This is a genomic window from Streptomyces sp. NPDC050560, assembly GCF_044457285.1.
In the GTDB taxonomy this organism is placed as follows: domain Bacteria; phylum Actinomycetota; class Actinomycetes; order Streptomycetales; family Streptomycetaceae; genus Streptomyces.
Map to the genome: position 1 here is coordinate 221,741 of NZ_JBITGT010000011.1, position 22,244 is coordinate 243,984.

Below are 22,244 nucleotides of genomic sequence, written 5' to 3' on the forward strand. Positions count from 1 at the left end.
GGACTTCCCGGTCGGCCTTCCCGCCGCTCAGCGGTGCTCGCGCGCCGCGGCGGCGAGGGCGTCGAGCGTGGACTGGTCAGGACGGTCGAGGACAGCCGCCGACTCGTCGACGAGGCCCGTCAGCCGTGCCACCTCGGCGTCGGTGAGTTCCCCCGCCACCTCGGCGGCGGCGACGTTGGCGCGCAGATGGCCGGGGTTCGACGTGCCGGGGATGACGACCACGGCGGGGGAACGGCGCAGCAGCCAGGCCAGCGCGATCTGGGCGGGCGTCCTGCCCAGGCGCCCGGAGGGGCCGGTCAGCGCCTCGTCACCGGTCAGCCGCCCCGACGCCAGCGGGAAGTAGGGCACGAACATGACGCCGTGCTCCTCGCAGTCGGCGAGGACCTGGACGCCGCTGCGGTCGAGCAGGTTGAAGCGGTTCTGCACGGCCGCGATCGGCGTCATCCGCCGCGCGCGTGCCAGCATCTGCGGCGAGGCGCCCGACAGCCCGATACGGCGGACGAGGCCCTGTTCGCGCAGGTCCACGAGCGCCCCGAGCGACTCTTCGAGCGGCACGTCGCTCGTGGCCCCCGGGGTGTCGCCGCCGAGCCGCAGATAGGTCAGCTCGCTGGCCTCGGCGCCCATGTCCTCCAGGGCCTCGTGGACCTGTCGGCGGACCGTGTCCGGACGGTCGGTGATGATCCACGACCCGTCCTCGCCGCGCCCGGCGCCGACCTTGTTGCCGACGATCACCCCTTCGGGGAAGGGCCGCAGCGCCTCCCCGATCAGCCTGTTGACGGTACGGGGCCCGTACGCGTTGGCGGTGTCGAAGAACGTGACCCCGCACTCCACCGCCAGCCGCAGCACCCGCCGCGCCGCTTCCGGGTCGTCCGGCGGCCCCCACACGTTCGGCCCGGCGAGCTGCATGGCGCCATATCCCACACGGTTCACAGACTTCTCCCTGTCCATTTCATTCTGTTTGATCCTGGTAAATTCCAGTCGCCCCGGTCGTCCCGCCCCGATTCGAGGGCCAGGGCCCGGTTCCGTATCACTGCCACACCAATGCGCGTATCAGTGCCTGTGTCAGTGATACGCGGAATGCCGTAGCATCGCAACCGTGGAGGACGCGAAGAGCCGGACACGGCAGCAGATCATCGAGGTGGCGGCCGACATCCTGGAGCGCGAGGGCGCGCAGGCGGTGTCCACCCGGTCGGTGGCGGCGGCGGCCGGTATCCGCGCCGCCTCCCTCTACCAGCTCTTCGGCGACAAGGACGGCCTGCTCGCGGCGCTGGCCGTGCACGCCTTCGAGAAGTACCTGGCCGAGAAGCACGCGCTGAAGGCGGGCGGCGACCCCGTGGAGGACATGCGCCGCGGCTGGGACACCCATGTCGAGTTCGGGCTGCGCCACAGCGCGCTCTATCTGCTGATGTACGGCCCCGACCGCCCGGGGCGGCGCCCGCCCGCCGCCGACGAGGCGCAGGGCCTCCTGAGGGCGTTCCTCGACCGGGTCGCCGCCGCCGGGCGCCTGCGGGTGCCGCCCGCGCTCGCCGCGTCCCTGTCGCTGGCCGCCGTCACCGGCGCCACCCTGTCGCTGATCGGCCTCCCCGAGGAGGAGCGCGACCCGGCGATCTCCACGCGCCTGCGCGACACCCTCATCGACTCCCTCGTCACCGACCCCCTCCCGCCCCCGGAGCCGGGCCTGGCCCCCCTGGCCCTCTCCCTGGACGCCGCCCTCACCACCACCGACCCCGCCACCCTCCCCCTGCGCCCCGCCGAGACGGCCCTGCTGCGGGACTGGCTCGGACGGTTGGCGGGGTGGGAGCGGGCTTCGGCCCGGTAGCCGCACTCCCCGTGCCCTGAGTACGCCGAGTACTCCGTTCCCCGGGGGAAATGCGGTTGCGCGGCCCGTCTTCCCGCAGACAGGGTGCGATGGTGACCGGAACAGAGATCGAACTCCCCGTCGCGGACGGGGCCCTGTCGGGTGTGGACTTCGGCGGTCACGGCAAGCGCGTGCTGCTTGTCCACGGCAGCGGGCACCACGCCGCGGCTTGGTGGGACCGGGCCGCGGCATCGGCAGCCGACGTCGATTGATCTCACCCCACCACCCCTGCAAGGAGTTTGCCGTGCAATCATCCGGTGCCCCGGCCATCAGGGAGATCTCCGTGCCGGACAAGGGTGCGGGGCCCTACGGCATCGTGGCCGGACCCGACGGCGCGCTGTGGCTCACCTTCGTGCACAGTGGCCGCGTCGCGCGTCTCTCCCTCGACGGCGAACTCGACGAATACCCCCTGGACTCGTCCGAGTGCGGCCCTACGGTCATCGCTCCCGGGCCCGACGGAGCACTGTGGTTCACCCGCACCCAGGACCACCGGATCGGCCGCGTCACCGCCGACGGCGAGGCGGAGTCCTTCCCCGTACCGACGCCCGGCAGCGGACCCTACGGCATCACGGCCGGTCCGGACGGCGCGATGTGGTTCACGGAGATGAACACCGACCGTATCGGCCGTATCACCCGCACGGGAGAGATCACCGAGTTCGCCCTTCCCCGTACGGGCGCCTATCCCTCGGCGATCACCGCGGGCCCCGACGGAGCCCTGTGGTTCACCCTCAACCAGGCGAACGCGATCGGCCGCATCACTCTCCACGGCGACATCGCCATACACCCGCTCCCCACTCCCGGCGCCGCACCCGTGGGCATCACCAGTGACGGCGCCGCCCTGTGGTTCGTCGAGATCGCGGCGGGCCAGATCGGCAGGATCTCGGTGGACGGCGCGGTCAAGGAGTTCCCGCTCCCCGACCGCACGGCCAGACCCCACGCCATCATCGCGGCCTCCACGGGGGACTGCTGGTTCACCGAATGGGGAGCCAACCGCATCGGCCACATCACCGAGAGCGGCGAGATCGCCGAATACAGCCTGCCGTCACCGTCGTCCGAGCCGCACGGCATCGCCCTGGGCCCCGACGGCGCTCTGTGGGCGGCCCTTGAGACCGGAGGGGTCGCGCGGCTTGAACCGTAGCGGATGACGGGCGGACGGGAGCGGCGCCTTCCCCCGGCGACCGCCCCCTCCGGGGTGGGAATCCCCGCGGCTTCCCACCCCGTCCGGGGAACCCTCCCCCGTCAGATTCCGGCCTCCCCGCACAGATGGACCGTGAGGCCCAGCTCCGCGAAGAACGCCGCCTTCGCCAGGAGGGCCTTCTCCGCGGTGGGGGCGTCGGGGGCGTAGGCCACATTGAGGTGGTTGGCGCGGTGGCGGGCCATGAACTGGTCGCGGGTGACGCCATGCAGGACCGCGTGCATGATCGGCCACTGCGGGTTGGTGGCGTCGAGCCTGCGGCGGGTCTCCTCCTCCGGGAGCGCCACCGCGGTGGCACGCCCCAGGTCGACATGGAGGGTGCCGTCCATCAGGAAGACACGGGACCACACGAGTTCGCCCGGCTTGGAGACGCCGCTGAGGGTGCCGCCGCCCAGCGGGAAGAACATCGGGGGCTGGCGCATGCTCCAGGACTTGTCGTAGCCGCCGTGGTGGGAGGCGGGCACCGCGCCCGAGATCTCGAAGACCCAGACGAAGCGGCCGTCGTACTCCTCGCCCCAGCGGATGTCGTGGAGCGTGGTGGCCGGGTCGAGGCCCATCGCGGTCCAGATCCGGTTGGTGACGAGGAGGTCGACGGCGACGCCCTCGTCGACCTCGTTGAAGTGCGGCAGCGGGGCGCCCGCGTACAGCTCGCGGGAGCCGTCGCGGCTGCGTACCGGCGGGCGCTGCACATTGCCCAGCAGCCCCTCGGCGAGGTCGCTCGCGGGGACGGTGTCCTTCAGGCCCTGCTGGTACTGGATGCCGACGGCGTCGAGGCCGAAGTCGTCCGCGATCCGCAGCGCGGCGATGTACATCTTGAACTGGCTGTGCAACTGCGCGTCGGTCAGCTCGGTGGCCTCGTCGGTGCCGGTGTGGAAGGTCATCCCGGCGTCGTCGAGCCAGGTGCGCACCGCGGCGGCCTCCTCGTCGGGGACCTTCCTCATCTCGGCGACGAGGGCGCTCTGCGAGAGCCGCTCCTTGTATATGCCCAGGGGGTTGAGGTGCTCGTCGTCGATGATGGCGTTGTACATGCCCATGCAGCCCTCGTCGAAGACGCCGATGATGGCCTTCTCGGTGATGAGCTGCCGCGCGAGGGCTGTGCCGAGTTCGGTCTCGGGCCCGGCCGGGAGGTCGGCGAGCGGGGGCAGGTCGCGTACGTGGCCGGTGTCGTGGCGCAGCGTGCCGGTCTCCAGCCAGGTGCGCAGGCCCTCACGGGCCCACTCGTCGGTGAAGTCGACGCTCCAGAGCACCGAGTAGTCGCGGCGGGCCTTGGTGAGGCTGCCGGCGAGGTTGAGCAGTCCGACGAGCCCGGGGAACTCACCGCTCCAGTTCGCCACGACCAGGATCGGGCCGCGGTGGCTGCGCAGCCCGGCCAGCACATGATGGCTGTACTGCCACACGCCCTCGACGACGATCAGGGGCGCGTCGGGCGGCAGCGTCTTGAAGACCTCGATACCGGCGCGCTGGCTGTCGATGAAGCCGTGACCCTTGGCCTCGTCGACGGGGTGGCCGCGGGCGACCTTCCAGCCGAGTGCGGTGAGGGCGGCGGTGAGGTCGCCCTCCAGTTTCTGCTGGGTGGGCCAGCAGGTGACGTTGGCGCTCGGCCGCAGGTCGCCACTGGCCACGGTGTAGACGGTCCCGGTCGCGGCGCTGGGCGCCTCGGTCACGACGGGAAGCGTGTACGTGCTCATATGCTCTCCGAACTACGAAACGATCCGGCCCGGAAGACCGGAAAACCGAACAGGACCCCGGGGCCCCGGCTCAAGAACCCCGGCACCTCAGGGGCCCGGCGGGGTCCGAGGGCGGCCCCCTCGACCCCCCGCGCTCCTCGCCCACCCACGCACTCCCCGTACGCACCGCACCCCACCCGCACGCGCCCCCGCACGCCCCCGCGCAGAGCGCATCCGCCTCACGCGCCCCCGCGCGGGACGCACCGCTCACCCCTCCCGCTGGAGGGCCGCGAGCGCGTGCACGGTGTCCGCGGTGCCGTCGTAGAGCCGTCGGTAGAGCCCGTAGAGCCGGTCGTAGCGCTCCCGGTTCCCGGGGCGGGGGGCGACCGTCTCCACGACGGGGTTCCAGGCGTCGAGCGAGACGTCCTCGACGAGGCGGGCGGCGAGCCAGGCGCCGCCGTAGCTGGCGCCGATGGTGGTGGCGCGCAGCTCCTGTTCGCGGCCGGTGATGTCGGAGACGATGCCGGTCCACAGGCGGCCCTGGGTGCCGCCGCCGACGGCGACGACGCGCCGGATGTCGCCGCCCGCGGCCTCGATCACCTCGATGTTGTGGCGGACGCCGAAGCCGGTGGCCTCCAGGGCGGCCCGGTAGAGGTCGCCGCGGGTGTGGGAGAGGGTGAGCCCGGCGACGACGCCGCGCGCGTCGGGGTCCATGACCGGGGTCCGCTCACCGGAGAAGTACGGCAGCATCAGCAGCCCGCCGGCGCCCACGGGCGACTCGGCGGCGGCCTCGACGAGCCCCGCGTGGCCCGCGGAGCCGAACAGGTCGCGCAGCCAGTTGGTGACGGCGCCCGAGGTGGCCATGCCCCCGGCGAGGTTGCGGGTGCCGGGCAGGGCTCCGACGGTGCCCCAGAGGGAGGGGCTGGTCAGCGGCGCGGGCACGGTGTGGATGAGGAACATGGTGGTGCCGTACATCAGCATGAGGTCGCCGACGCCCTGGGCGCCGACGCTCAGCGCCTCCGCCCAGGCGTCGATGGTGCCGGTGGTGACGGGCACGCCCGCGGGCAGCCCGGTGGCGGCCGCGGCCTCGGCGGTGACGGTGCCCGCGGCCTCCCCCGACCACCGCAGGGGCGGCAGTTCGATACCGGGGGCGACCCGCTCCGCCCAGGGCGCGTACCAGGCGCGGGCGGCGGTGTCGTAGAGCGGCGTGGACTGGCTGGCCGAGTGGTGGTCGAGGACGTAGGCGCCGGTGAGCCTGCGCACCAGCCAGGAGCTGGGCATATAGAGGCGGCGGGCGCGTGCGTACCGCTCGGGCTCCTCGTCGGCGATCCAGGCGATCTTGGGTCCCGCGGCCTGGGTGGTGAGGGCGGAGCCGCAGCGGGCGATGACGGCGTCGGCGCCGAGTTCCCGCTCCAGGCGCTCGATCTGGCGCACCGCGCGGGTGTCGACGCCGTAGAGGATCGCGGGGCGCAGCGGGGTGTCGTCGGCGTCCGTGAGCAGCACACAGGGGCCCATGCCGCTGACGCCGACGGAGACAACGGTGGCGGCCGTGGCGGCGGTGAGTTCGCGGGCGATGCCGGTGAACTCCCGCCACCAGAGCCCGGCGTCCATCTCGAAGTGGCCGGGCGCGGGCCGCTCGGGGGCGTGCTCCCGTACGGCGGTGCCCAGCAGGGTGCCGTCGAGCCCGACGAGGACGCCCTTGGTGCTCGACGTGCCGATGTCCACGCCGAGAACGGCACGGACGGCCCGGGTGGGGGACGGGGCGCTGGCTGCGTTGCTAGGCATGACCCGCACGGTGGCAGAAATCGATTTCAAGGTCAAGAGGCCCGACAGCCCGCCCCGCAACTCCCCGGAGATTCCAGCAGGTCAGCAGCGCGGTCCACACCGTGACGCAGCAGCCCTTGACACCTCGGGCACCCCACTCTACGTTTCGGTGAAATGGATTTCAGCCACCTCCCATATAGTTACAATCGGCGAAGTCCAGTACGTTTCCCGACATTTCTTGATCGTCGGCGGTCCGGGGTCCCACGGGGGGTGCCCGGGCCCGCACGGCGCGCACTCGCGTACTCCCCCTCGAAGGCGGACAACGATGACGACCTTTGGACTCGACGGCCTCTCCCGCAGGTCACGAGCCGTGACGCGCTCCATCAGCGCCGAGAACTTCACCGGCGCGAAGTCGGGGGGCGGCCGGGCGACCGAGGGCACGGGCGCCGTCGCGGCCGACAGGCTCGGTCCCGGCTGGAAGATCTCTCCCAGCATCGGGATAGCCGGCGGCGAGACCGCGACGCTCGCGTCCGTCGAGGGCCCCGGCACCCTGCGCCACCTCTGGTGCACCACCGCACCGCACCAGGCGTGGCGCTCCACGCTGCTGCGGGTGTACTGGGAGGACGAGGCGGAGCCCGCCGTGGAGGTGCCGCTCGGCGACTTCTTCTGCAACGGCTGGAACACCTGGAGCCAGGTCTCCTCGGTCCCGGTGGCGTCGAATCCGAACGGCGGTTTCAACGCGTACTGGCCGATGCCGTTCCGGCGCGCCGCGAGGATCACGCTGGAGAACCTCTCCGCCGACCCGGTGACGCTGTACTACCAGGTGGACTACGAGCTGGCGGACGTCCCCGAGGACTCCCGCTACTTCCACGCGCAGTGGCGGCGCAGCCACCCGGTGCCGTACGGCGAGGTGCACACCCTGCTCGACGGGGTGCGGGGCGAGGGCAGCTACGTCGGCACCTATCTCGCCTGGGGCGTGAACAGCCCGGGCTGGTGGGGCGAGGGCGAGCTGAAGTTCTACCTGGACGGGGACGAGGAGTTCCCCACGATCTGCGGCACCGGCACCGAGGACTACTTCGGCGGGGCCTGGAACTTCGACGTGCCGGGGCAGGGGTACACCGCGTACACGACGCCGTACCTCGGGCTGAACCAGATCCTGCGCCCGGACGGGCTCTACAGCAGCCAGCAGCGCTTCGGGATGTACCGCTGGCACGTCCTGGACCCGATCCACTTCGCGGATGACCTGCGGGTGACCGTCCAGAGCCTGGGCATCGGCCCTGGACAGGGCAACGGGCTGCCGCACCGCTACCGGCCGACGAGCGACGACATCGCCAGCACCTCGCTGTTCTATCTGGACGCCCCGTCGTCCGCGTCCCGTCCCGGGGCGCCCGACCTGCTCACCCTCGAAGTGGACTGACGGCGTCCCGCTCGCCCTCCTCCCCGGTGGTCCGCACGGACCCTGCCCCGCGGCGCGGCCGCAGGGGCGTTCCCTTCCGCATGGCTCCATCCCACGAACAGGAGCGAACCTGATGCTCCAGCACGGCAACGGCACCGGGCGCGGCGGCGTCTCGCGGCGCCGTTTCCTCACCGCCACCGCGGGCGCGGGGGCCGCGGCGGCCGCCCCCGCGCTGCTCACCGGCTGCGGTACGGCCTCGGCCAAGGGCGGCACCCTGAAGTTCTGGAACTTCTACGGGCCCCAGGACTCCCCCGACCCGGCGGTCAACGCGCAGTCGAAGTGGTATGTCGACATGGTCGACAAGTGGAACGCGACCCACAAGACCCGTATCGAACTGGTCTACCTGCCGCAGCCGACGTATCTGAACGGCTTCAAGGTGCCGTCCGCGTTCGCCACGGGCGACGGTCCCGACATCTTCATGCTGAGCCCGGGCGACTTCCTGCGCTACTACAACGGCGGGGTGCTCGCCGACCTCACCCCGCACCTGGGCAAGGGCGTCGTCGAGGACTACGGCACGGCGCTGGACAGCCGCCGGGTCGGGAACAAGGTGTACGCGCTGCCGATGGAGGTGGAGCCGCTGGCGATCTTCTACTCGGTGGACGCCTTCGAGAAGGCGCACCTGTCGGAGGCGGACATCCCCACCACCTGGGACCAGCTCCTCGACGTCGGCGACAAGCTCCGTACGAGGACGAGGGCGGGCCTGGTCTTCGAGACGAACCCCGGCTACTACCAGAACTTCACCTGGTACCCGTTCATGTGGCAGGGCGGCGGCGACGTGCTGGACAAGAACGGTGACGTCGCGTTCGACTCCAAGGCCACGCGGCAGGCGCTCCAGTTGTGGCAGGACGCGGTGAAGCACGGCATCGCACCGCGCACGCTGCCGGCCGCGGGCGACGTCATCAGCGGCTTCAAGGGCGGCAACGTCGCCATGTGGCAGCAGGGCATCTGGAACGTGTCCAGCTTCAAGGCGTACGCGCCCAAGTTCCGCTACGGGGTGTTCAAGCTGCCGCTGCCCCCGGGCGGCAAGTACGTCACGGGGCTGGGCGGCTGGTCGTTCTGCGCGAACGCCAAGGGGCGCAATCCCGAGGCGGCGGCGGAGTTCTGCGCCTGGGCGCTCGGCTCCGACCGCCGGGACTCGGTGGACCGCATGGTCGACTGGTGCATCCGCGCCAAGTCGGACGTGGCGCCCCGGCAGAGCGCGCTGAAGCGCGGGAACGCCGAGGGCGGCTACAAGTCGCCGGTCATGACGCAGTTCAAGGACGAGATATTTCCCGGCGGGCGCGCCGAGCCGCGCTATCCCCCGGTGGTCTACAAGGCGATCTCCGACGCCGTCCAGGGCGTGATGCTGGCCGGCCGGAGCGTGGACAGCGAGGCGTCGCGGGCCGCGGAGTCCATCGCCGCGTACACGAAGAGCTACAAGGGGGCGAGCCTGGTATGAGCAGTGTCACCGCGGGGCGTGACCGTGCCGCCGCCCCGGAGGCGGCGGAGCGGCCGCCGCGGCCCCGGATGAGCCGCAAGCACAGGGAGTGGCTGGCCGCCCTCCTGTTCCTGGCGCCCGACGGCATCGGCCTGCTGGTCTTCGTGGCCGTTCCGATGGTGCTGTCCGTCCTGCTGAGCTTCTTCCAGGTGAGCGGCTTCGGCAGCTACGACTGGATCGGTCTCGGCAACTACGACCGGATGTTCCACGACCCGCTGTTCTGGCAGTCGTTGAAGATCACCGGGCTGTACATGGTGATCCTGGTCCCGGTGCTCTTCTGTGTGAGTCTGGGTCTCGGGCTGCTGATCAAGCAGAGGCTGCCGGGCGTGGGCGTCTACCGCACGTTGCTCTTCCTGCCGTACGTGATCAGCCTCGTCGTGGTCGGCGTGCTGTGGAAGTTCCTGCTGGACGAGCAGACCGGCGCGGTCAACAGGGCCATGCGGGCCGCCGGGTTCGACGGCGAGTCCTGGCTGGGCAGCCCCTCGCTCGCCCTCGGCTGCGTCATCGCGGTCATGGTGTGGGTGATGATGGGCTACTACATGATCATTTTCCTGGCGGGCCTCCAGGAGATCCCCACCGAGTACTACGAGGCCGCGAAGATCGACGGCGCCGGGCCCTGGCGCACGTTCCGCTCCATCACCTGGCCGCTGCTGCGCCCCACGAGCTTCTTCGTGCTGCTGATGTCGGTGGTCGCGGCGATCACCGGCGGCCTCGACCTCATTTTCGTCCTCACCAACGGCGGCCCCGCGAACGGCACCTCGCTGGCGATCTTCTACATCTACCAGCAGGCGTTCGGCTTCGGGGAGTACGGCTACGCGTCGGCCATGGGCACCTTCCTGGTGCTGATCATGGTGGTCTGCTCCGCGGTGATCTTCAAGTTCACGCGTGGCGGGAGGTTCGACGATGGCGAGTGACACGACCGCGGTGCGCACGGCGGGCGGACGGGCGCGGACGCGGCCCGCGCGGCGGCTGCGTCCGGGCAGGGCGGGTCTGACGCTCCTCGCCGTCGTGGTCTCCGTGATCAGTGTGCTGCCGGTGCTGTACATGGTGTCGGCGGCGTTCAAGACCCGTTCCACGGTCACCGACGGGAGCCTGGTCCCCAAGGAGTTCACGGTCCAGAACTTCGTCTACGTCTTCACCGAGGTGCCGTTCGCGCGCTATCTGTGGAACAGCTTCTTCACCTCGGCCGTGATCACGATCGTGGCGCTCTTCTTCCACTCGATGGCGGCCTACGCGCTGGCGCGGCTGCGCTTCCCGGGCCGGGAGAAGATCTTCGCGTCGATCTTCGCGACGCTGCTGGTGACGGCGCCCGTGGTGCTGATCCCGCTGTTCATGGTCGCCCGCGAGCTGCACCTGCTCAACAGCTACCAGGGGCTGATCGTCCCGGCCATCTTCAACGCCTTCGGGATCTTCCTGCTGCGGCAGTTCTATCTGGGGCTGCCCAAGGAGCTGGAGGAGGCGGCGATCATCGACGGCTGCGGGCACTGGCGGGTCTACTGGAACATCGTCCTTCCGATGTCCCGTCCGATCCTCTCGGCGCTGGCGATCTTCTTCTTCCTCGCCAACTGGAACGCCTTCGTCTGGCCCCTCGTCGCCACCAACGACGACAGCCTGACGGTGGTGCAGTTGGGGATCGCCTCGTTCCAGACGCAGTACAGCTCCAACTGGAACTACATCCTGGCGGCGGCCACCGTCGCCGCCATCCCGATGCTGATCCTGTTCTTCGCCTTCCAGCGGCAGATCGTGGAGTCGATCAAGACGTCCGGGCTGAAGTAGGGCGGGGTCCGCCTCAGCCCTCCCGTGCCATCGCGCGCAGCAGCGCCGTGACGAGCCCGGGGAACCGGGCGTCGAGGGCGGCGCGGCGCAGGCTCATATAGCGGTGGGTGCCCTCGCGGCGGGTGTCGGTGAGCCCGGCGAGCCGCATGACCTTGAAGTGGTGCGAGGCCGCGGACGCCTTCAGACCCAGGTCGGCGATGGCGCCCGTGCAGGAGATCTCGCCGCCCTCGGCGAGCAGCCGGAAAATGGTGCGCCGGTGGGGGTCGGAAAGCGCGGAGAGCAGCCCCCCGAGGGACGGTTCGGGGACCGCGTCCCCCTCGGGCGGGTCCTCCGCGTCCGCCACCGTGCTCCGCGCCATCCCGGCCCCCTTCTTCAACGCCTCTTGAACAATAACGTGCCGTCCGGGCATGCTGTGCACCCCGCGCTGTTTCAACAGACCTTGAAACAGGCCCGTACGGCGAAAGGCACAGCCATGCCCGCGTCCCCCGGCTCCTCCTGCCCGCCCCTGCGCACCTGGGGCGAGGGCGACCGCACCGTACTGCTCGTGCACGGCCTCAGCTCGGCCTCGACCAGCTTCGTACGGCTCGGGCCCGCGCTGGCCGCACGGGGTTATCGGGTCCTGGCGCCCGACCTGCCGGGGCACGGCCGCAGTTCCAGGCTGGAGTCGTACACCCTCGGGGCCGAGGCGGACGCGCTGGCCGCCGCCGCGCCCGGCCCGTACACGGTCGCCGTCGGCCACAGCCTGGGCGGGCGGCTGCTGTTCATGGCGCGCGACCGTATCCGCGCCGCACGCTATGTGTACCTGGACCCGGCGTGGGGCCCGGCCCCCGACGAGAGCGTCGCGGCGGGACTGCGTGCCCAGACCCGCTGGGACCTGGACACCCTCGCCGCCGCGAACCCGCGCTGGCACCCGGACGCGCTCGCCGCCAAGCTGGCGGCGCTGCGCCGCTGGGACACCGCCACCCTCGACGCGTCCCTCGGCTCCCCCGGCGTGACACCGGAACCGGCCGACGCCCCCTCCCTGGTGCTGCTCGCGGACCCCAGCCTCACGGTCCCCGACGCGCTGGCGCGGCGGCTGCCCGGCCTCGGCTACACGGTGCGGACCGTGCCGGGCGCGGGACATGTGCTCCACCACGACGACCTCGACGGCACGCTGCGGGGGATGGCCGACTGGCTCTGACGCGGGCGTGGCGTGGGTCCGGCACCCGGTGGTCACCGCCCGCCCTTCGGCTGGTGCCCGAAGCGCGCTCCCCGCACGGCGAGGGAGTGCACCGTGGGGTCGACGCGGCGCTGGGAGCGGGTGCGCGCCGGGGCGGGCACGATCTCGGCGGGCGGCTCGCCCGCCTCCGCCATCCGCCGCAGCAGCCGCTCGCGCAGCCCGTCGGCGACAGCGCGGTGGGACGTGAGGCCGACCAGGTTGTCGAGTTCGTACGGGTCGTGCTCCAGGTCGTAGAGCGCGGACTCGGTGTAGCGGGCGGACGCGGGCGTGTTCCAGGGGTCGGCGTCCGGGTCGGCGACGTAGTACTTCCAGCGGGCGGTGCGCAGCGCCCTGCCGCACTCGGACTCGCTGATCTGGCTGTACGCGGCCGCGTCGGGGGCGGCGGCGGGGTCGCGCAGCCGGGGCAGGAACGAGCGGCCCTGCATGTCCTGCGGCACCCCGACACCGGCCGCGTCCAGCAGGGTCGGCGCCAGGTCCATGGTGCTGACGGGCCCGGTGAGGACCCGGCCGCCCTCGAAGCCAGGACCGCGCACGGCGAGCGGCACCCGCAGCGAGCCGTCGTGGCAGGAGCGCTTGTACTCGGCGTTGCGGGTCTTGAAGTGGCTGCCGTGGTCGGAGGTGAACGCGACCACGGTGTCGTCCAGGATGTCCATGCTGCGCAGGGCGTCGAGCAGCCGTCCCAGGCCCTCGTCGACGCGGCGGACCTGGCCGAGGTAGCCGCCCATGTGCCGGTGCGCGGTGCCGCCGTGGGCCGAGAGGGCGGCCAGGTCGGGCGGCATCCAGCGGCCCTGGTAGCGCTCGGCGTAGCCCTCGGGCGCCGGATGGCTGTCGACCTCGTTCTGGTGGTGCGGCTCGATCAGCGAGAGGAAGAGGAAGAACGGCTCGCGGTGGTGGTCGGCGGCGAAGCGCACGGCGGCGTCGAAGAGGGCGTCCGAGCGGTAGCCGGGCAGCCTGACGGGGTCGCCGTCCTCGTCGTAGAGCACCGTGCGGTAGGCGTCGGAGGTGAACTCCAGGGTGTTCGCGCCCAGCCAGTGCCGGTAGCCGCCGCGCTGCGCCTCGGGGACCGGGTCGCCGTCGGCGAGGTGCCACTTGCCGATGTAGCCGGTGGTGTAGCCCGCGTCGCCGAAGTGGTGGGCGAGGGTGCGGTTCCCGGCTCCGAGGGGGATGCCGTTGCGGAAGGTACCGGTGGCGGTCGGGTGGCGGCCGGTCTGGAGGGCGGCCCTGGCCGGGGCGCAGACGGGCTGGGGCGTGATCGCGGCCTCGGCGAGGGTGCCGGAGCGCGCCATCCGGTCGAAGGCCGGGGTGAGTCCGAGCGGGTTGCCGCCGGCGCCCGTGGTGTCCCAGCGCTGCTGGTCGGTGAGGACGACGATCACATGGGGGTGGGGCCGCCCTTGCGGCATGGCGGGTTCCTTTCGCTGGGCCGCGCGGTGCCGCGGCTCGGTGTGTCAGGTGGTGCCACGGCGGATGAAGGACCAGGGGATGACGGCCTCGCGGCCCGGCGGGGGCTCGTCGGCCTCCAGCCGGTCGAAGAGCAGCTCTATCGCGCCCGTGAAGTCGAGCCGAGGCTGTCCCACGGTGCTCAGCGCGGGCCGGGTGATCAGCCCCTCGTCCAGGTTGCCCACGCCGAGGACGGCCACGTCGAACGGGACGGAGCGGCCCGCGTCGCGGATCGCCCACACGGCGCTGATCGCGGCCCTGTCGGACGCGCAGAAGATCGCGTCGGGGGGCTCCTCAAGTTGCAGAAGACCGGTGACGGCCCAGTAGCTGCGGGTGCGGTCCTCCGCCCCCGGCACCAGCAGCCGCGGATCGCGCGGCAGCCCGTGGCGCGCGTGCGCCTCGACATACGCGTCGAGGCGCTCGGCGAAGCCCTGAGGACCGGGCCGCAGGTCGCTGTCGTGGCCGAGGAACGCGATCCGGCGGCGCCCGCTCTCCACGAGGTGGTCGAGCGCGATGCCGCACTCGCGCTTCTCCGGGGTGCGCACGACGTCGAAGCCCTCCGGGTCCACCGCGTTGTCCATGACGACCAGCGCGAGCCGGTTGCGCGCGAGCGCCGCCAGCCTGCCCTGGTCCATGCGGTTGTACGGGTCGGAGACGAGGGCGCCGTCGGCGATGCCGCGCCGCAGCAGCGCGAAGGCGCGGTCGGCGCGCGCGGCGGAGTCGACGAGGACGCTCAGGACGCTGTAACCGCGCCGGTCGGCCTCGTCGTTGAGCTGGCGCACCAGCACGTCGGTCGCCGGCACCCCCACCGAGCCGAGTACCAGGCAGATCTGGTCCGTGCGCCGCCTGCGCAGCCCGCGCGCCGCGGAGTCCGGCACATAGCCGAGCTGCTCGACGGCGGCGAGCACCCGGTCCCTGGTGGCGGCGCTGAACCGGTCGCCGCGCCCGTTGACGACGTAGGACACGGCCGCGGGCGATACTCCCGCAAGCTCGGCCACGTCCTTGGCGGTGGGGCGCTGTCCCTTCGGCATGGTGAGACGATTAACAACCCCGGGGCCGGGAGTCAACCCCGCTGCGTTCACCATTTGAACCTCCCTTCACGCACACCGCCCTGAACTGCACGTTCCGTAAGCGGCCTGTGGCTTCACAGCAATTTAATCAATCGATTCACTCCTTTCTCTTGCCAGCGGAGGGTGAGGGCACCTTTCCTGGGCGCTGCGTGGGTGAAGGACCAGCGGGGCCGCCCCGGGCGCACGGCGAGGGCCGGAAACACGGAAACGCGAGAACGCGAGAACGCGGCAACACCGAACACCCGAACACCCGAAACACGGAGAACGAGGACGGACACGGCGGCTGCCGGACACGCGGCCGCCGGTCACGGCGAGGGGGTGGCCATGTCGGAGCCCGACGCGGCGCACGGGCGGCCGTCGCGGCGCGCCCTGCTCGGCGCCGCGGGCCTGGCGGGGGCGGGCCTGCTCGCCGCGGGATGCACCCCGGTGGTGCGGCAGGTCGGCAGCGCGAGCGGGGGCGCGCGGCGCGGCGGGCGTCTTGTCATGGCGCAGATGGACGATGTGGACATGCCGACGCTGCGGCAGCAGAACACCCCGAACACCTCATGGCCCCGGCTGGTGTTCAACTCCCTGACCGCCTACGACCACCGCACGCTGACCCCGCGCCCGCAGCTCGCCGCCGACTGGGACATCGGGGACGGCGGCCGCACCGTCGTGCTGCGCCTGCGCGACGACGTCCGCTTCCACTCGGGCCGCCCCTTCGGGCCCCGGGACGTCGCCGAGAACATCGCGTACCAGGCGAGCGGGGAGGGCGCGCCCGGCCAACTGCGCTCCGCCGCCTCGGTGGTGAAGGACCACGGCGTCACCGGCAGGAACGAGATCACGCTGCGGCTCGGGCACAGCATCACCAACTTCTTCGACCTCGCCGAGATCATGATGATCGTCGACCACGAGTCGATCCCGGAGCTGGAGAGCGGCAAGGTCATCAACGGCACCGGCGCGTTCACGTTCCGGGACTACTCCCCCGGCGTGTCGATGACCTTCCGCCGCAACCCCCGCTACTGGCGGGCGGGGCTGCCCCGGCTCGACGAGGTCGAACTGCGTATCGTCACCGAGCCGCAGGCCATCGTGGCGTCCCTGCAGAGCGGCCAGACCCATCTCGGCGTCGGGCTCCAGCCCCTCCAGCAGCGCGACATCCGCGCCGACGACCGGCTGCGGCTGATCGAGGCGGACACCCGCGACGTCGGCCAGTACATCGGCTGCAACGTCACCCGCGCACCGCTGGACGACAAGCGGGTGCGGCAGGCCATCGCCTGGTCCGTCGACCGCCGCAAGGTGCGGGACATGGCCATGTCGGGCGTCGGCACCACCAGTTGCCTGCCCTGGGCGCCCACCTCCCCCGGCTACGACGAGCGGGCCGCCGGCCACTACCACCAGGACCTGCCGCGCGCCCGGCGGCTGGTCGAGGAGGCCGGCGCGCGGGGCGCCCACCTGGAGCTGACCATCCGCGGCAACGACTCGGGCGGCTACCGCTCGATCGCCGAGATCGTCCAGGTCGGGCTGCGCGCCATCGGCCTCGACGCCACCATCCGGCCGCTCCAGCCCGCCGAGTTCCAGCAGCACCTGAACACCGCCACGTTCCCCGGCCTGTGGGTCGCGGGCCACGGCTTCGGGCAGATCAACCCGGCCACCCTGCTGGGCGGCGCCTATCCGTTCAACGCCACCAAGAACGCCTCGAACTTCGACAGCGCCGAGTACCGGGCGCTCGCCGCGAAGCTGTGGGCGTCGAACGAGCCGGACGCCACCCGGCGGACCGTGGCGCGGGTCAACGCCTTCCTGCTGGACGAGCAGTTCGTCATCGACCTGGTCAACAGCTCGACGACGTTCGCCGTGAGCAGGTCGGTACAGGGCATCGCCTACAGCATGTTCAACTACCTGGTCCTGGACGGGACCCGGCTGGCGGAGGGCTGAGACGATGCTCCGTTACGTGCTCCGCAGGGTGCCGTCGGCACTGCTCGTGCTGCTGCTGTCCACCGTGCCGATCTTCGCGGTGCTGCGGCTGGCGCCGGGCGATCCCGCCGCGATCGTGGCGGGCCCGGACGCGGGCCCGGCGGCGGTGGCCGCGATCCGGCACGGCATGGGCCTCGACCGGCCGCTGACCGACCAGTACTTCTCCTGGCTCGGGCACGCGCTGCGCGGCGACTTCGCCACCTCGTTCACCAGCGGCGCCCCGGTGTCGGAGCTGGTGCTGCGCGGGCTCGGCAACACCGGGACGCTGGCGGTGTGCGCACTGCTGCTCGCGGTGCTGATCGCGTTCCCGCTCGGCGTGGCGAGCGCGCTGGCGCGCACCGGCTGGCTGCGCACCGCGCTCGCCGCGTTCAACGCCCTGATGCTGTCGGTGCCGACGTATGTCACCGGGGTCGTCCTGGTGCTGGTGTGCTCCACCTGGCTGCGGCTGCTGCCGCCCGGCGGCTATGTGTCGCTGTTCTCCGACCCGGTCGCGGGGGCGCAGTTCCTGCTGCTGCCGAGCCTGTGCCTGGCGATGCCCGCGGCGGCGGTCCTGGCCAGGTTCCTCACCGCCTCGCTCCAGCGGGTCTTCCACGAGGAGCACTACTTCGCCTCCCGGATGCGGGGGCTCTCGGGCCGCAGGCTGCTGCTGCGGCACGCGCTGCCCAACACGGCGGGCCCCGTGGTGACCGTGCTGGGCATCCAGATCGGGCAACTGCTGGGCGGCGCGATCATCGTGGAGAGCGTCTTCGCCTGGCCGGGGCTCGGCCAGACGATGGTCACCGCGGCCCACGCCCGTGACTATCCGCTGGTGCAGGCCCTGCTGCTGCTCGCCGTCACGGCGTTCATCGTGCTGCAACTGCTCAGCGACGTCGTCTACGCGGCCCTCGACCCCCGAGTGCGGGAGCGGACATGACGGACCCGAACGAGGCGGCGCACCCCGCCGACACGACCGGCACGGCCCATCCCGTGGAAGCGGCCGTGGCCGACAACGGCGGACCCGACGGGCCGCCCGCGGCCGCCCCTGCACCGCCCGCGGACACCGGGCGCGGCGGCCTCCTCGGCGCGCTGCGCACCCCGGCCATCGGGGTCAGCGCCGCCCTGCTGCTCCTGCTGGCGCTCGCCTCGCTCGTCGTGCCGCCGCTGCTGCCGCACGGCCCCGACGAACTGGCGTCCGCCACCGCGCTCGCCCCGCCGTCCTGGGCGCATCCGCTGGGCACCGACGAACTCGGCCGCGACCTGCTCGCCCGGGTACTCGCCGGGACCAGACTGACGCTGCTCGTCATCGTGACGGGGGTGCCGCTGAGCCTGGCGGCCGGGGGGCTGCTCGGCCTCTTCTCGTCCGCGGGACGGTGGTCGGACACCCCCGTACAGCGGCTGTTCGACGTGGTGCTCGCGTTCCCCGCGCTCATCCTCGGCCTCGCCTTCGCCGCCGTGCTCGGCGCCGGGCTGCCCGCCGTCGTCACGACGGTGGCCGTGGCCGCGACGCCGATGATCGGCCGGGTGCTGCGCGGCGCCGTACGGGCCCAGGCGCACCGGGAGTACGTGCACTCGGCGCGGGTGCTCGGGGTGCCCACGGCCCGGCTGTACCTGCGGCACATCCTGCCCAACTGCTTCGACGTGCTGCTGGTGCAGACCGCGCTGTCCTGCGCCACCGCCGTCTTCATCGAGGGCGGCATGGGCTTCCTCGGGCTCGGTGTGGCGCCGCCCGACCCCTCGCTCGGCAGCCTGCTGAACACCAGCCTGTCGCTGCTCACCTCCTCGCCCTTCTACGCGATAGGACCGCTGGTGGTCATCAGCCTCATGGTGCTGTGCTTCACGCTGCTCGCCGACGCGCTGAACCGGAAGCTGGCCGCCCGGTGACGGCCGCGGCCACGCCGCCCGGGGCGTCCGGGGCGCCCGTCGTGCTGCGGGTGCGGGACCTGCGCGTCAGCTTCGACACGCCCGCCGGGCGGGTGCGCGCCCTGCGCGGCGTCGACCTGGACGTGCGCGCGGGGCAGACGCTCGCCGTCGTCGGGGAGTCGGGCTCCGGCAAGTCGGTGACCGCGCTCTCGCTGCTCGGCGAGGTCCGCGGCAGCGGCCGTGTCGACTCGGGCGCTGTCGCCTTCCACGGCCGCGACCTGTTCGCGATGCCGGAAGCGGAGCGTGCGGCGCTGCGCGGCGACCGGATCTCCATGGTGTTCCAGGACCCGATGAACGCGCTCGACCCGGTGATGCGGGTGGGCGCCCAACTGGAGGAGACCATCCGGGTCAAGCGCCCCGGGCTCGGCGGCCCCGAGGTGCGCGCCCGGGCCATGGAACTGCTGCGCGTCGTCGGCATCCCGGCGCCGGAACGCCGCTGCCACGACTACCCGTTCGCGTTCTCCGGCGGCATGCGCCAGCGCATCGTGATCGCGCTGGCGCTGTGCGGGGAGCCCGAGGTGCTGGTGGCGGACGAGCCGACCACCGCGCTCGACGTCACCGTGCAGGCCCAGATCCTGCGGGTGTTCGCCCGGCTGAACCGGGAGTACGGCACCGCCGTGGTGCTGGTCACCCACAACTTCGGGGTCGTCGCCGAACTCTGCGACGAGGTCGCGGTGATGTACGCGGGCCGTGTCGTGGAACGGGCCCGGCTGCCCGAGGTGTTCACCGCGCCCCGGCACCCGTACACCCGCGCGCTCATCGACTCCGTGCCGCACCTGGGCGCGCGCAGGGACCGCAGGCTGCGCGCCATCGAGGGCGCCCCGCCCGATCTCACACGCCCCCTCGAAGGCTGCTCGTACGCGCCGCGCTGCGCCAGGGCGCTCGACTCCTGCGCCACGCGCGACCCGCACGGCGTGTGGGACGGCGCGGGCGGGGAGCCGGGCGCCGCCTGCTGGAACCCGGTGCCGCTCGACGCGGCGCGGGGTGACGCGGCCGTAACCACACCGTCCGCGCCGCGCGCCGCGCGCAGTTCGCCGGGGACCGGCGACGAGAGCGCGGCGGCGCCCCTCGCCGGGCGGGCCCTGACCCGGCACCACCGGGTGCGCAGCCGCCTGTTCAGCAGGGGCGGGGCCGGGGTGGTGCGCGCGGTGGACGGCGTGGACGTGTCGGTCGCGCCGGGCGAGACCCTGGGCATCGTCGGTGAGAGCGGCTGCGGCAAGTCGTCGCTCGCCCGGCTCCTCGTCCGTATCGACGAGCCCACGGGCGGCACCGTCACCGCGGGGGGCCGGGACGTCACCGGGCTCTCGGGGCGGCGGCTCGCGCCGTTCCGCCGCTCGGTGCAGATGATCTTCCAGGACCCGAAGGCGTCCCTCAACCCCCGCAAGACCATCGGGGCCCTCCTCGACGAGCCGCTGCTCGTGCACGGCATCGAGCCGGACCCGCGGGCCCGCCGCAAGCGGAGCGCCGAACTCCTCGAAGCCGTCGGCTTCGGCGCCGACGCGCTCGACCGGCGCCCCGGGCAGTTCTCCGGCGGGCAGCTCCAGCGGATCTGCATCGCCCGCGCGCTCGCGGTCGACCCCCGGGTCCTGATCTGCGACGAGGCGGTCTCCGCGCTCGACGTGTCCCTCCAGGCGCAGGTGGTGAACCTGCTGGACGAACTCCAGGCGGAACGCGGCCTCTCCTACGTCTTCATCTCCCACGACGTCTCCCTGGTGCGCTACTTCAGCCACCGGGTCACCGTGATGTACCTGGGCACCGCCGTGGAGACGGGCCCCGCCGCCACCGTCCTCGACGCCCCGCTGCACCCGTACACCCGGGGCCTGGTCGCGTCGGTGCCCGAGCCGAGCGCGGCATCCGTAGAACGGCGCGCACGGCGCGCGCCCGCGCTGACCGGGGAGCTGCCGAGCCCCCTCGACCCGCCCGCCGGCTGCCGCTTCCACACCCGCTGCCCCCTGGGGCCGCTGCACCACGAGGGCCGCGCCCGCTGCACCGAGGAGGCGCCGGTCCTGCGCGAGATACGCCCCGGCAGGTCCGCGGCCTGCCACTTCGCCGAGGAGCTGCTGGACGCGGGCAGCCCCACGGCGCCCTGAACGCACGGACGGCGCGGCGCGCGTACGGCGCCGGGGGCCGCCGGGGCGGGGGGCGCTACGGCTCCGCGGGGCCCGTGGTGCTCTCGCGGGCGCGCAGCGTGGTGCGCAGCACCACCGTCTGGAGCGAGGTCTCCCGCCCGCTCATCCGCCGCAGCAGCAACTCGGCGGCGGTGCGGCCCAGTTCGTACGAGGGCAGTTCGACGGTGGTGAGCGAGGGGCGCAGCAGGGAGGCCCAGGGCACGTCGCCGAAGGAGAGGACGCCGACGCCGGGCGCCGCGAGGTCCGCCTCGCGCAGTGCGTCGAGGGCGCCGATGGTCATCAGGTTGTTGGTCACGAAGACCGCGTCCGGGGGCTCGGGCAGCGCGAGGAGCGCGCGCATCGCGGCCCTGCCGCCCTCGACGCGGAAGTCGGCGTAGCGGACGTAGGCGTCCTTGACGCCGCCGCTGTCGCGGAGCACCGTCAGGTAGCCGCTCAGCCGCTCCTCGGAGGTGGAGGCGCCCTCGGGTCCTGTGATACAGGCGATCCTGCGGTATCCGGCGCGCAGCAGATGGCGGGTGGCGGCCTCGCCGCCGTGCTGGTTGTCCACCATCACGGCGTCGACCTCGGCGTCGTGCGGCCTGCGGTCGACGGCCACCACCGGGATGCCGCGGGCGATCAGCGGCCCCAGGTCCGTATGGTCGCGGGAGGCGGCGGCGACGATCACCCCCGCCATCTGCTCGCCGAGCGCGACCTCCAGATAGCGGCGCTCCTTCTCGGTGTCCTCGTCCGAGTTGCAGAGCACCACGGAGAGGCTGGTGCGCTGCGCCGCGTCCTCGACGCCGCGGGCGAGCGAGGTGAAGAAGGGGTTCTCGATGTCCGGTATGACCAGCCCGATGACGCTCGACTGCTGCTTGCGCAAGGAGCGCGCGAGGCGGTTGGGCGCGAAGCCGAGTTCGGCCGCGGCCTGCTGCACGGACAGGGCGCGCGCCGGGGTGACATTGCCGCCGTTGAAAACGCGGGAGACGGTTGCCGGTGATACTCCGGCGGCCCGCGCCACGTCATGGATCGTGACCACCTGTGTCCGCATCCTTTCCCGGTGTCTGCCCCCAGCCTACCGTGAAAAGGATTTCATACTGGTGGGAGGCGTACGGCCGGGGCCGAATGTGGCGCTGGACACGTCGGCCCCGAGGCGCGGGGACCGGCCGAAGCCTACCCGGCCGAGGCCGGGGAGGCTCGGGAATTTCGGGGGGTGCGCGCTTGGCGGGCAGGCGGACGCTTGGCGGGGACGTGGGCTTGGCGGGCGCGCGCTCGCCGTCGCGCCTGCGGCGGGGTGGGGCGTGCGGGTGGATGGTGGACCCGGCTTCCGGTCCGCTGGCCGTGCCAGCGAGACCCGCCGCGCCAGCGGCG

At 72.5% G+C, this 22,244-nt stretch carries 19 protein-coding genes; 12 read left to right on the forward strand and 7 right to left on the reverse strand.

What is annotated here, in order from left to right:
- Positions 1–27: 27 nt before the first annotated feature.
- The gene (locus ACIBIW_RS25800) at positions 28–930 is read right to left on the reverse strand and encodes an aldo/keto reductase (RefSeq protein ID WP_399339399.1); all 903 of its coding nucleotides are present in this window, start codon (positions 928–930) and stop codon (positions 28–30) included.
- A 166-nt stretch (positions 931–1,096) separates the two neighbouring features.
- On the opposite strand from ACIBIW_RS25800, the gene ACIBIW_RS25805 reads away from it, so the two are divergent.
- From ACIBIW_RS25805 to ACIBIW_RS25815, 3 genes are all read left to right on the forward strand, one after another.
- Complete coding sequence (locus ACIBIW_RS25805; RefSeq protein ID WP_399339400.1) at positions 1,097–1,819, forward strand: TetR/AcrR family transcriptional regulator; 723 nt, start codon at positions 1,097–1,099, stop codon at positions 1,817–1,819.
- Between the two features lie 89 nt (positions 1,820–1,908).
- On the forward strand, positions 1,909–2,070 hold the full coding sequence (locus ACIBIW_RS25810; protein WP_399339401.1) for a hypothetical protein: 162 nt from the start codon (positions 1,909–1,911) through the stop codon (positions 2,068–2,070).
- 32 nt (positions 2,071–2,102) lie between these two features.
- Positions 2,103–2,996, forward strand: coding sequence for a virginiamycin B lyase (locus ACIBIW_RS25815; RefSeq protein WP_399339402.1), 894 nt, complete (start codon positions 2,103–2,105; stop codon positions 2,994–2,996).
- Between the two features lie 101 nt (positions 2,997–3,097).
- On the opposite strand, the gene ACIBIW_RS25820 is transcribed toward ACIBIW_RS25815, so the two are convergent.
- On the reverse strand, positions 3,098–4,741 hold the full coding sequence (locus ACIBIW_RS25820) for a fucose isomerase (RefSeq protein ID WP_399339403.1): 1,644 nt from the start codon (positions 4,739–4,741) through the stop codon (positions 3,098–3,100).
- A gap of 246 nt (positions 4,742–4,987) precedes the next feature.
- The gene (locus tag ACIBIW_RS25825) at positions 4,988–6,505 is read right to left on the reverse strand and encodes an FGGY-family carbohydrate kinase (protein WP_399339404.1); all 1,518 of its coding nucleotides are present in this window, start codon (positions 6,503–6,505) and stop codon (positions 4,988–4,990) included.
- A 304-nt stretch (positions 6,506–6,809) separates the two neighbouring features.
- Here ACIBIW_RS25825 and ACIBIW_RS25830 point away from each other — a divergent pair, with 304 nt between their 5' ends.
- From ACIBIW_RS25830 to ACIBIW_RS25845, 4 genes are all read left to right on the forward strand, one after another.
- On the forward strand, positions 6,810–7,901 hold the full coding sequence (locus tag ACIBIW_RS25830; protein ID WP_399339405.1) for a glycoside hydrolase family 172 protein: 1,092 nt from the start codon (positions 6,810–6,812) through the stop codon (positions 7,899–7,901).
- Positions 7,902–8,013: 112 nt separating this feature from the next.
- On the forward strand, positions 8,014–9,378 hold the full coding sequence (locus ACIBIW_RS25835) for an ABC transporter substrate-binding protein (RefSeq protein ID WP_399339406.1): 1,365 nt from the start codon (positions 8,014–8,016) through the stop codon (positions 9,376–9,378).
- Positions 9,375–10,331 carry a carbohydrate ABC transporter permease gene (locus ACIBIW_RS25840; RefSeq protein ID WP_399339407.1) on the forward strand — a complete coding sequence of 319 codons (957 nt, stop codon included), beginning with the start codon at positions 9,375–9,377 and terminating at the stop codon, positions 10,329–10,331. Before ACIBIW_RS25835 ends, ACIBIW_RS25840 begins: the two co-directional genes overlap by 4 nt.
- Positions 10,321–11,193, forward strand: a complete 873-nt coding sequence (locus ACIBIW_RS25845) for a carbohydrate ABC transporter permease (protein WP_399339408.1) — start codon at positions 10,321–10,323, stop codon at positions 11,191–11,193. The genes ACIBIW_RS25840 and ACIBIW_RS25845 overlap by 11 nt, the downstream gene beginning before the upstream one ends.
- Positions 11,194–11,206: 13 nt before the next feature.
- Here the strand turns inward: ACIBIW_RS25845 and ACIBIW_RS25850 are convergent, their stop codons facing one another.
- Entirely contained in the window at positions 11,207–11,551 is a 345-nt protein-coding gene (locus ACIBIW_RS25850) for an ArsR/SmtB family transcription factor (RefSeq protein WP_399339409.1), read from the reverse strand.
- A 114-nt stretch (positions 11,552–11,665) separates the two neighbouring features.
- Here ACIBIW_RS25850 and ACIBIW_RS25855 point away from each other — a divergent pair, with 114 nt between their 5' ends.
- Entirely contained in the window at positions 11,666–12,373 is a 708-nt protein-coding gene (locus ACIBIW_RS25855; protein ID WP_399339410.1) for an alpha/beta fold hydrolase, read from the forward strand.
- A gap of 32 nt (positions 12,374–12,405) precedes the next feature.
- Here the strand turns inward: ACIBIW_RS25855 and ACIBIW_RS25860 are convergent, their stop codons facing one another.
- Together ACIBIW_RS25860 and ACIBIW_RS25865 are read right to left on the reverse strand one after the other, a co-directional pair.
- Positions 12,406–13,812, reverse strand: coding sequence for a sulfatase-like hydrolase/transferase (locus ACIBIW_RS25860; RefSeq protein WP_399339411.1), 1,407 nt, complete (start codon positions 13,810–13,812; stop codon positions 12,406–12,408).
- 45 nt (positions 13,813–13,857) lie between these two features.
- Entirely contained in the window at positions 13,858–14,880 is a 1,023-nt protein-coding gene (locus ACIBIW_RS25865; RefSeq protein WP_399339412.1) for a LacI family DNA-binding transcriptional regulator, read from the reverse strand.
- Between the two features lie 363 nt (positions 14,881–15,243).
- Between ACIBIW_RS25865 and ACIBIW_RS25870 the strand changes: the two genes are divergently transcribed.
- The 4 genes from ACIBIW_RS25870 to ACIBIW_RS25885 are packed head-to-tail and all read left to right on the forward strand — an operon-like array spanning position 15,244 to position 20,858.
- Entirely contained in the window at positions 15,244–16,830 is a 1,587-nt protein-coding gene (locus tag ACIBIW_RS25870; RefSeq protein WP_399339413.1) for an ABC transporter substrate-binding protein, read from the forward strand.
- Positions 16,831–16,834: 4 nt separating this feature from the next.
- Complete coding sequence (locus ACIBIW_RS25875) at positions 16,835–17,782, forward strand: ABC transporter permease (RefSeq protein ID WP_399339414.1); 948 nt, start codon at positions 16,835–16,837, stop codon at positions 17,780–17,782.
- A complete protein-coding gene (locus ACIBIW_RS25880) occupies positions 17,779–18,729 on the forward strand; it encodes an ABC transporter permease (RefSeq protein ID WP_399339415.1) in 951 nt (316 codons plus the stop codon). The genes ACIBIW_RS25875 and ACIBIW_RS25880 overlap by 4 nt, the downstream gene beginning before the upstream one ends.
- A complete protein-coding gene (locus ACIBIW_RS25885) occupies positions 18,726–20,858 on the forward strand; it encodes a dipeptide ABC transporter ATP-binding protein (RefSeq protein ID WP_399339416.1) in 2,133 nt (710 codons plus the stop codon). The genes ACIBIW_RS25880 and ACIBIW_RS25885 overlap by 4 nt, the downstream gene beginning before the upstream one ends.
- Before the next feature lie 55 nt (positions 20,859–20,913).
- On the opposite strand, the gene ACIBIW_RS25890 is transcribed toward ACIBIW_RS25885, so the two are convergent.
- Entirely contained in the window at positions 20,914–21,912 is a 999-nt protein-coding gene (locus tag ACIBIW_RS25890) for a LacI family DNA-binding transcriptional regulator (protein WP_399339417.1), read from the reverse strand.
- Positions 21,913–22,244: the final 332 nt, after the last annotated feature.

Excerpts from the sequence above, each read along its gene's own strand:
- ACIBIW_RS25880 (WP_399339415.1), top strand. The coding sequence starts at position 17,779 with ATGACGGACCCGAACGAGGCGGCGCACCCCGCCGACACGACCGGCACG.
- ACIBIW_RS25820 (WP_399339403.1), bottom strand. The coding sequence starts at position 4,741 with ATGAGCACGTACACGCTTCCCGTCGTGACCGAGGCGCCCAGCGCCGCG.
- ACIBIW_RS25810 (WP_399339401.1), top strand. The coding sequence starts at position 1,909 with ATGGTGACCGGAACAGAGATCGAACTCCCCGTCGCGGACGGGGCCCTG.
- ACIBIW_RS25870 (WP_399339413.1), top strand. The coding sequence starts at position 15,244 with ATGTCGGAGCCCGACGCGGCGCACGGGCGGCCGTCGCGGCGCGCCCTG.
- ACIBIW_RS25835 (WP_399339406.1), top strand. The coding sequence starts at position 8,014 with ATGCTCCAGCACGGCAACGGCACCGGGCGCGGCGGCGTCTCGCGGCGC.
- ACIBIW_RS25865 (WP_399339412.1), bottom strand. The coding sequence starts at position 14,880 with ATGCCGAAGGGACAGCGCCCCACCGCCAAGGACGTGGCCGAGCTTGCG.
- ACIBIW_RS25855 (WP_399339410.1), top strand. The coding sequence starts at position 11,666 with ATGCCCGCGTCCCCCGGCTCCTCCTGCCCGCCCCTGCGCACCTGGGGC.
- ACIBIW_RS25850 (WP_399339409.1), bottom strand. The coding sequence starts at position 11,551 with ATGGCGCGGAGCACGGTGGCGGACGCGGAGGACCCGCCCGAGGGGGAC.
- ACIBIW_RS25860 (WP_399339411.1), bottom strand. The coding sequence starts at position 13,812 with ATGCCGCAAGGGCGGCCCCACCCCCATGTGATCGTCGTCCTCACCGAC.
- ACIBIW_RS25875 (WP_399339414.1), top strand. The coding sequence starts at position 16,835 with ATGCTCCGTTACGTGCTCCGCAGGGTGCCGTCGGCACTGCTCGTGCTG.
- ACIBIW_RS25840 (WP_399339407.1), top strand. The coding sequence starts at position 9,375 with ATGAGCAGTGTCACCGCGGGGCGTGACCGTGCCGCCGCCCCGGAGGCG.
- ACIBIW_RS25825 (WP_399339404.1), bottom strand. The coding sequence starts at position 6,505 with ATGCCTAGCAACGCAGCCAGCGCCCCGTCCCCCACCCGGGCCGTCCGT.
- ACIBIW_RS25830 (WP_399339405.1), top strand. The coding sequence starts at position 6,810 with ATGACGACCTTTGGACTCGACGGCCTCTCCCGCAGGTCACGAGCCGTG.
- ACIBIW_RS25845 (WP_399339408.1), top strand. The coding sequence starts at position 10,321 with ATGGCGAGTGACACGACCGCGGTGCGCACGGCGGGCGGACGGGCGCGG.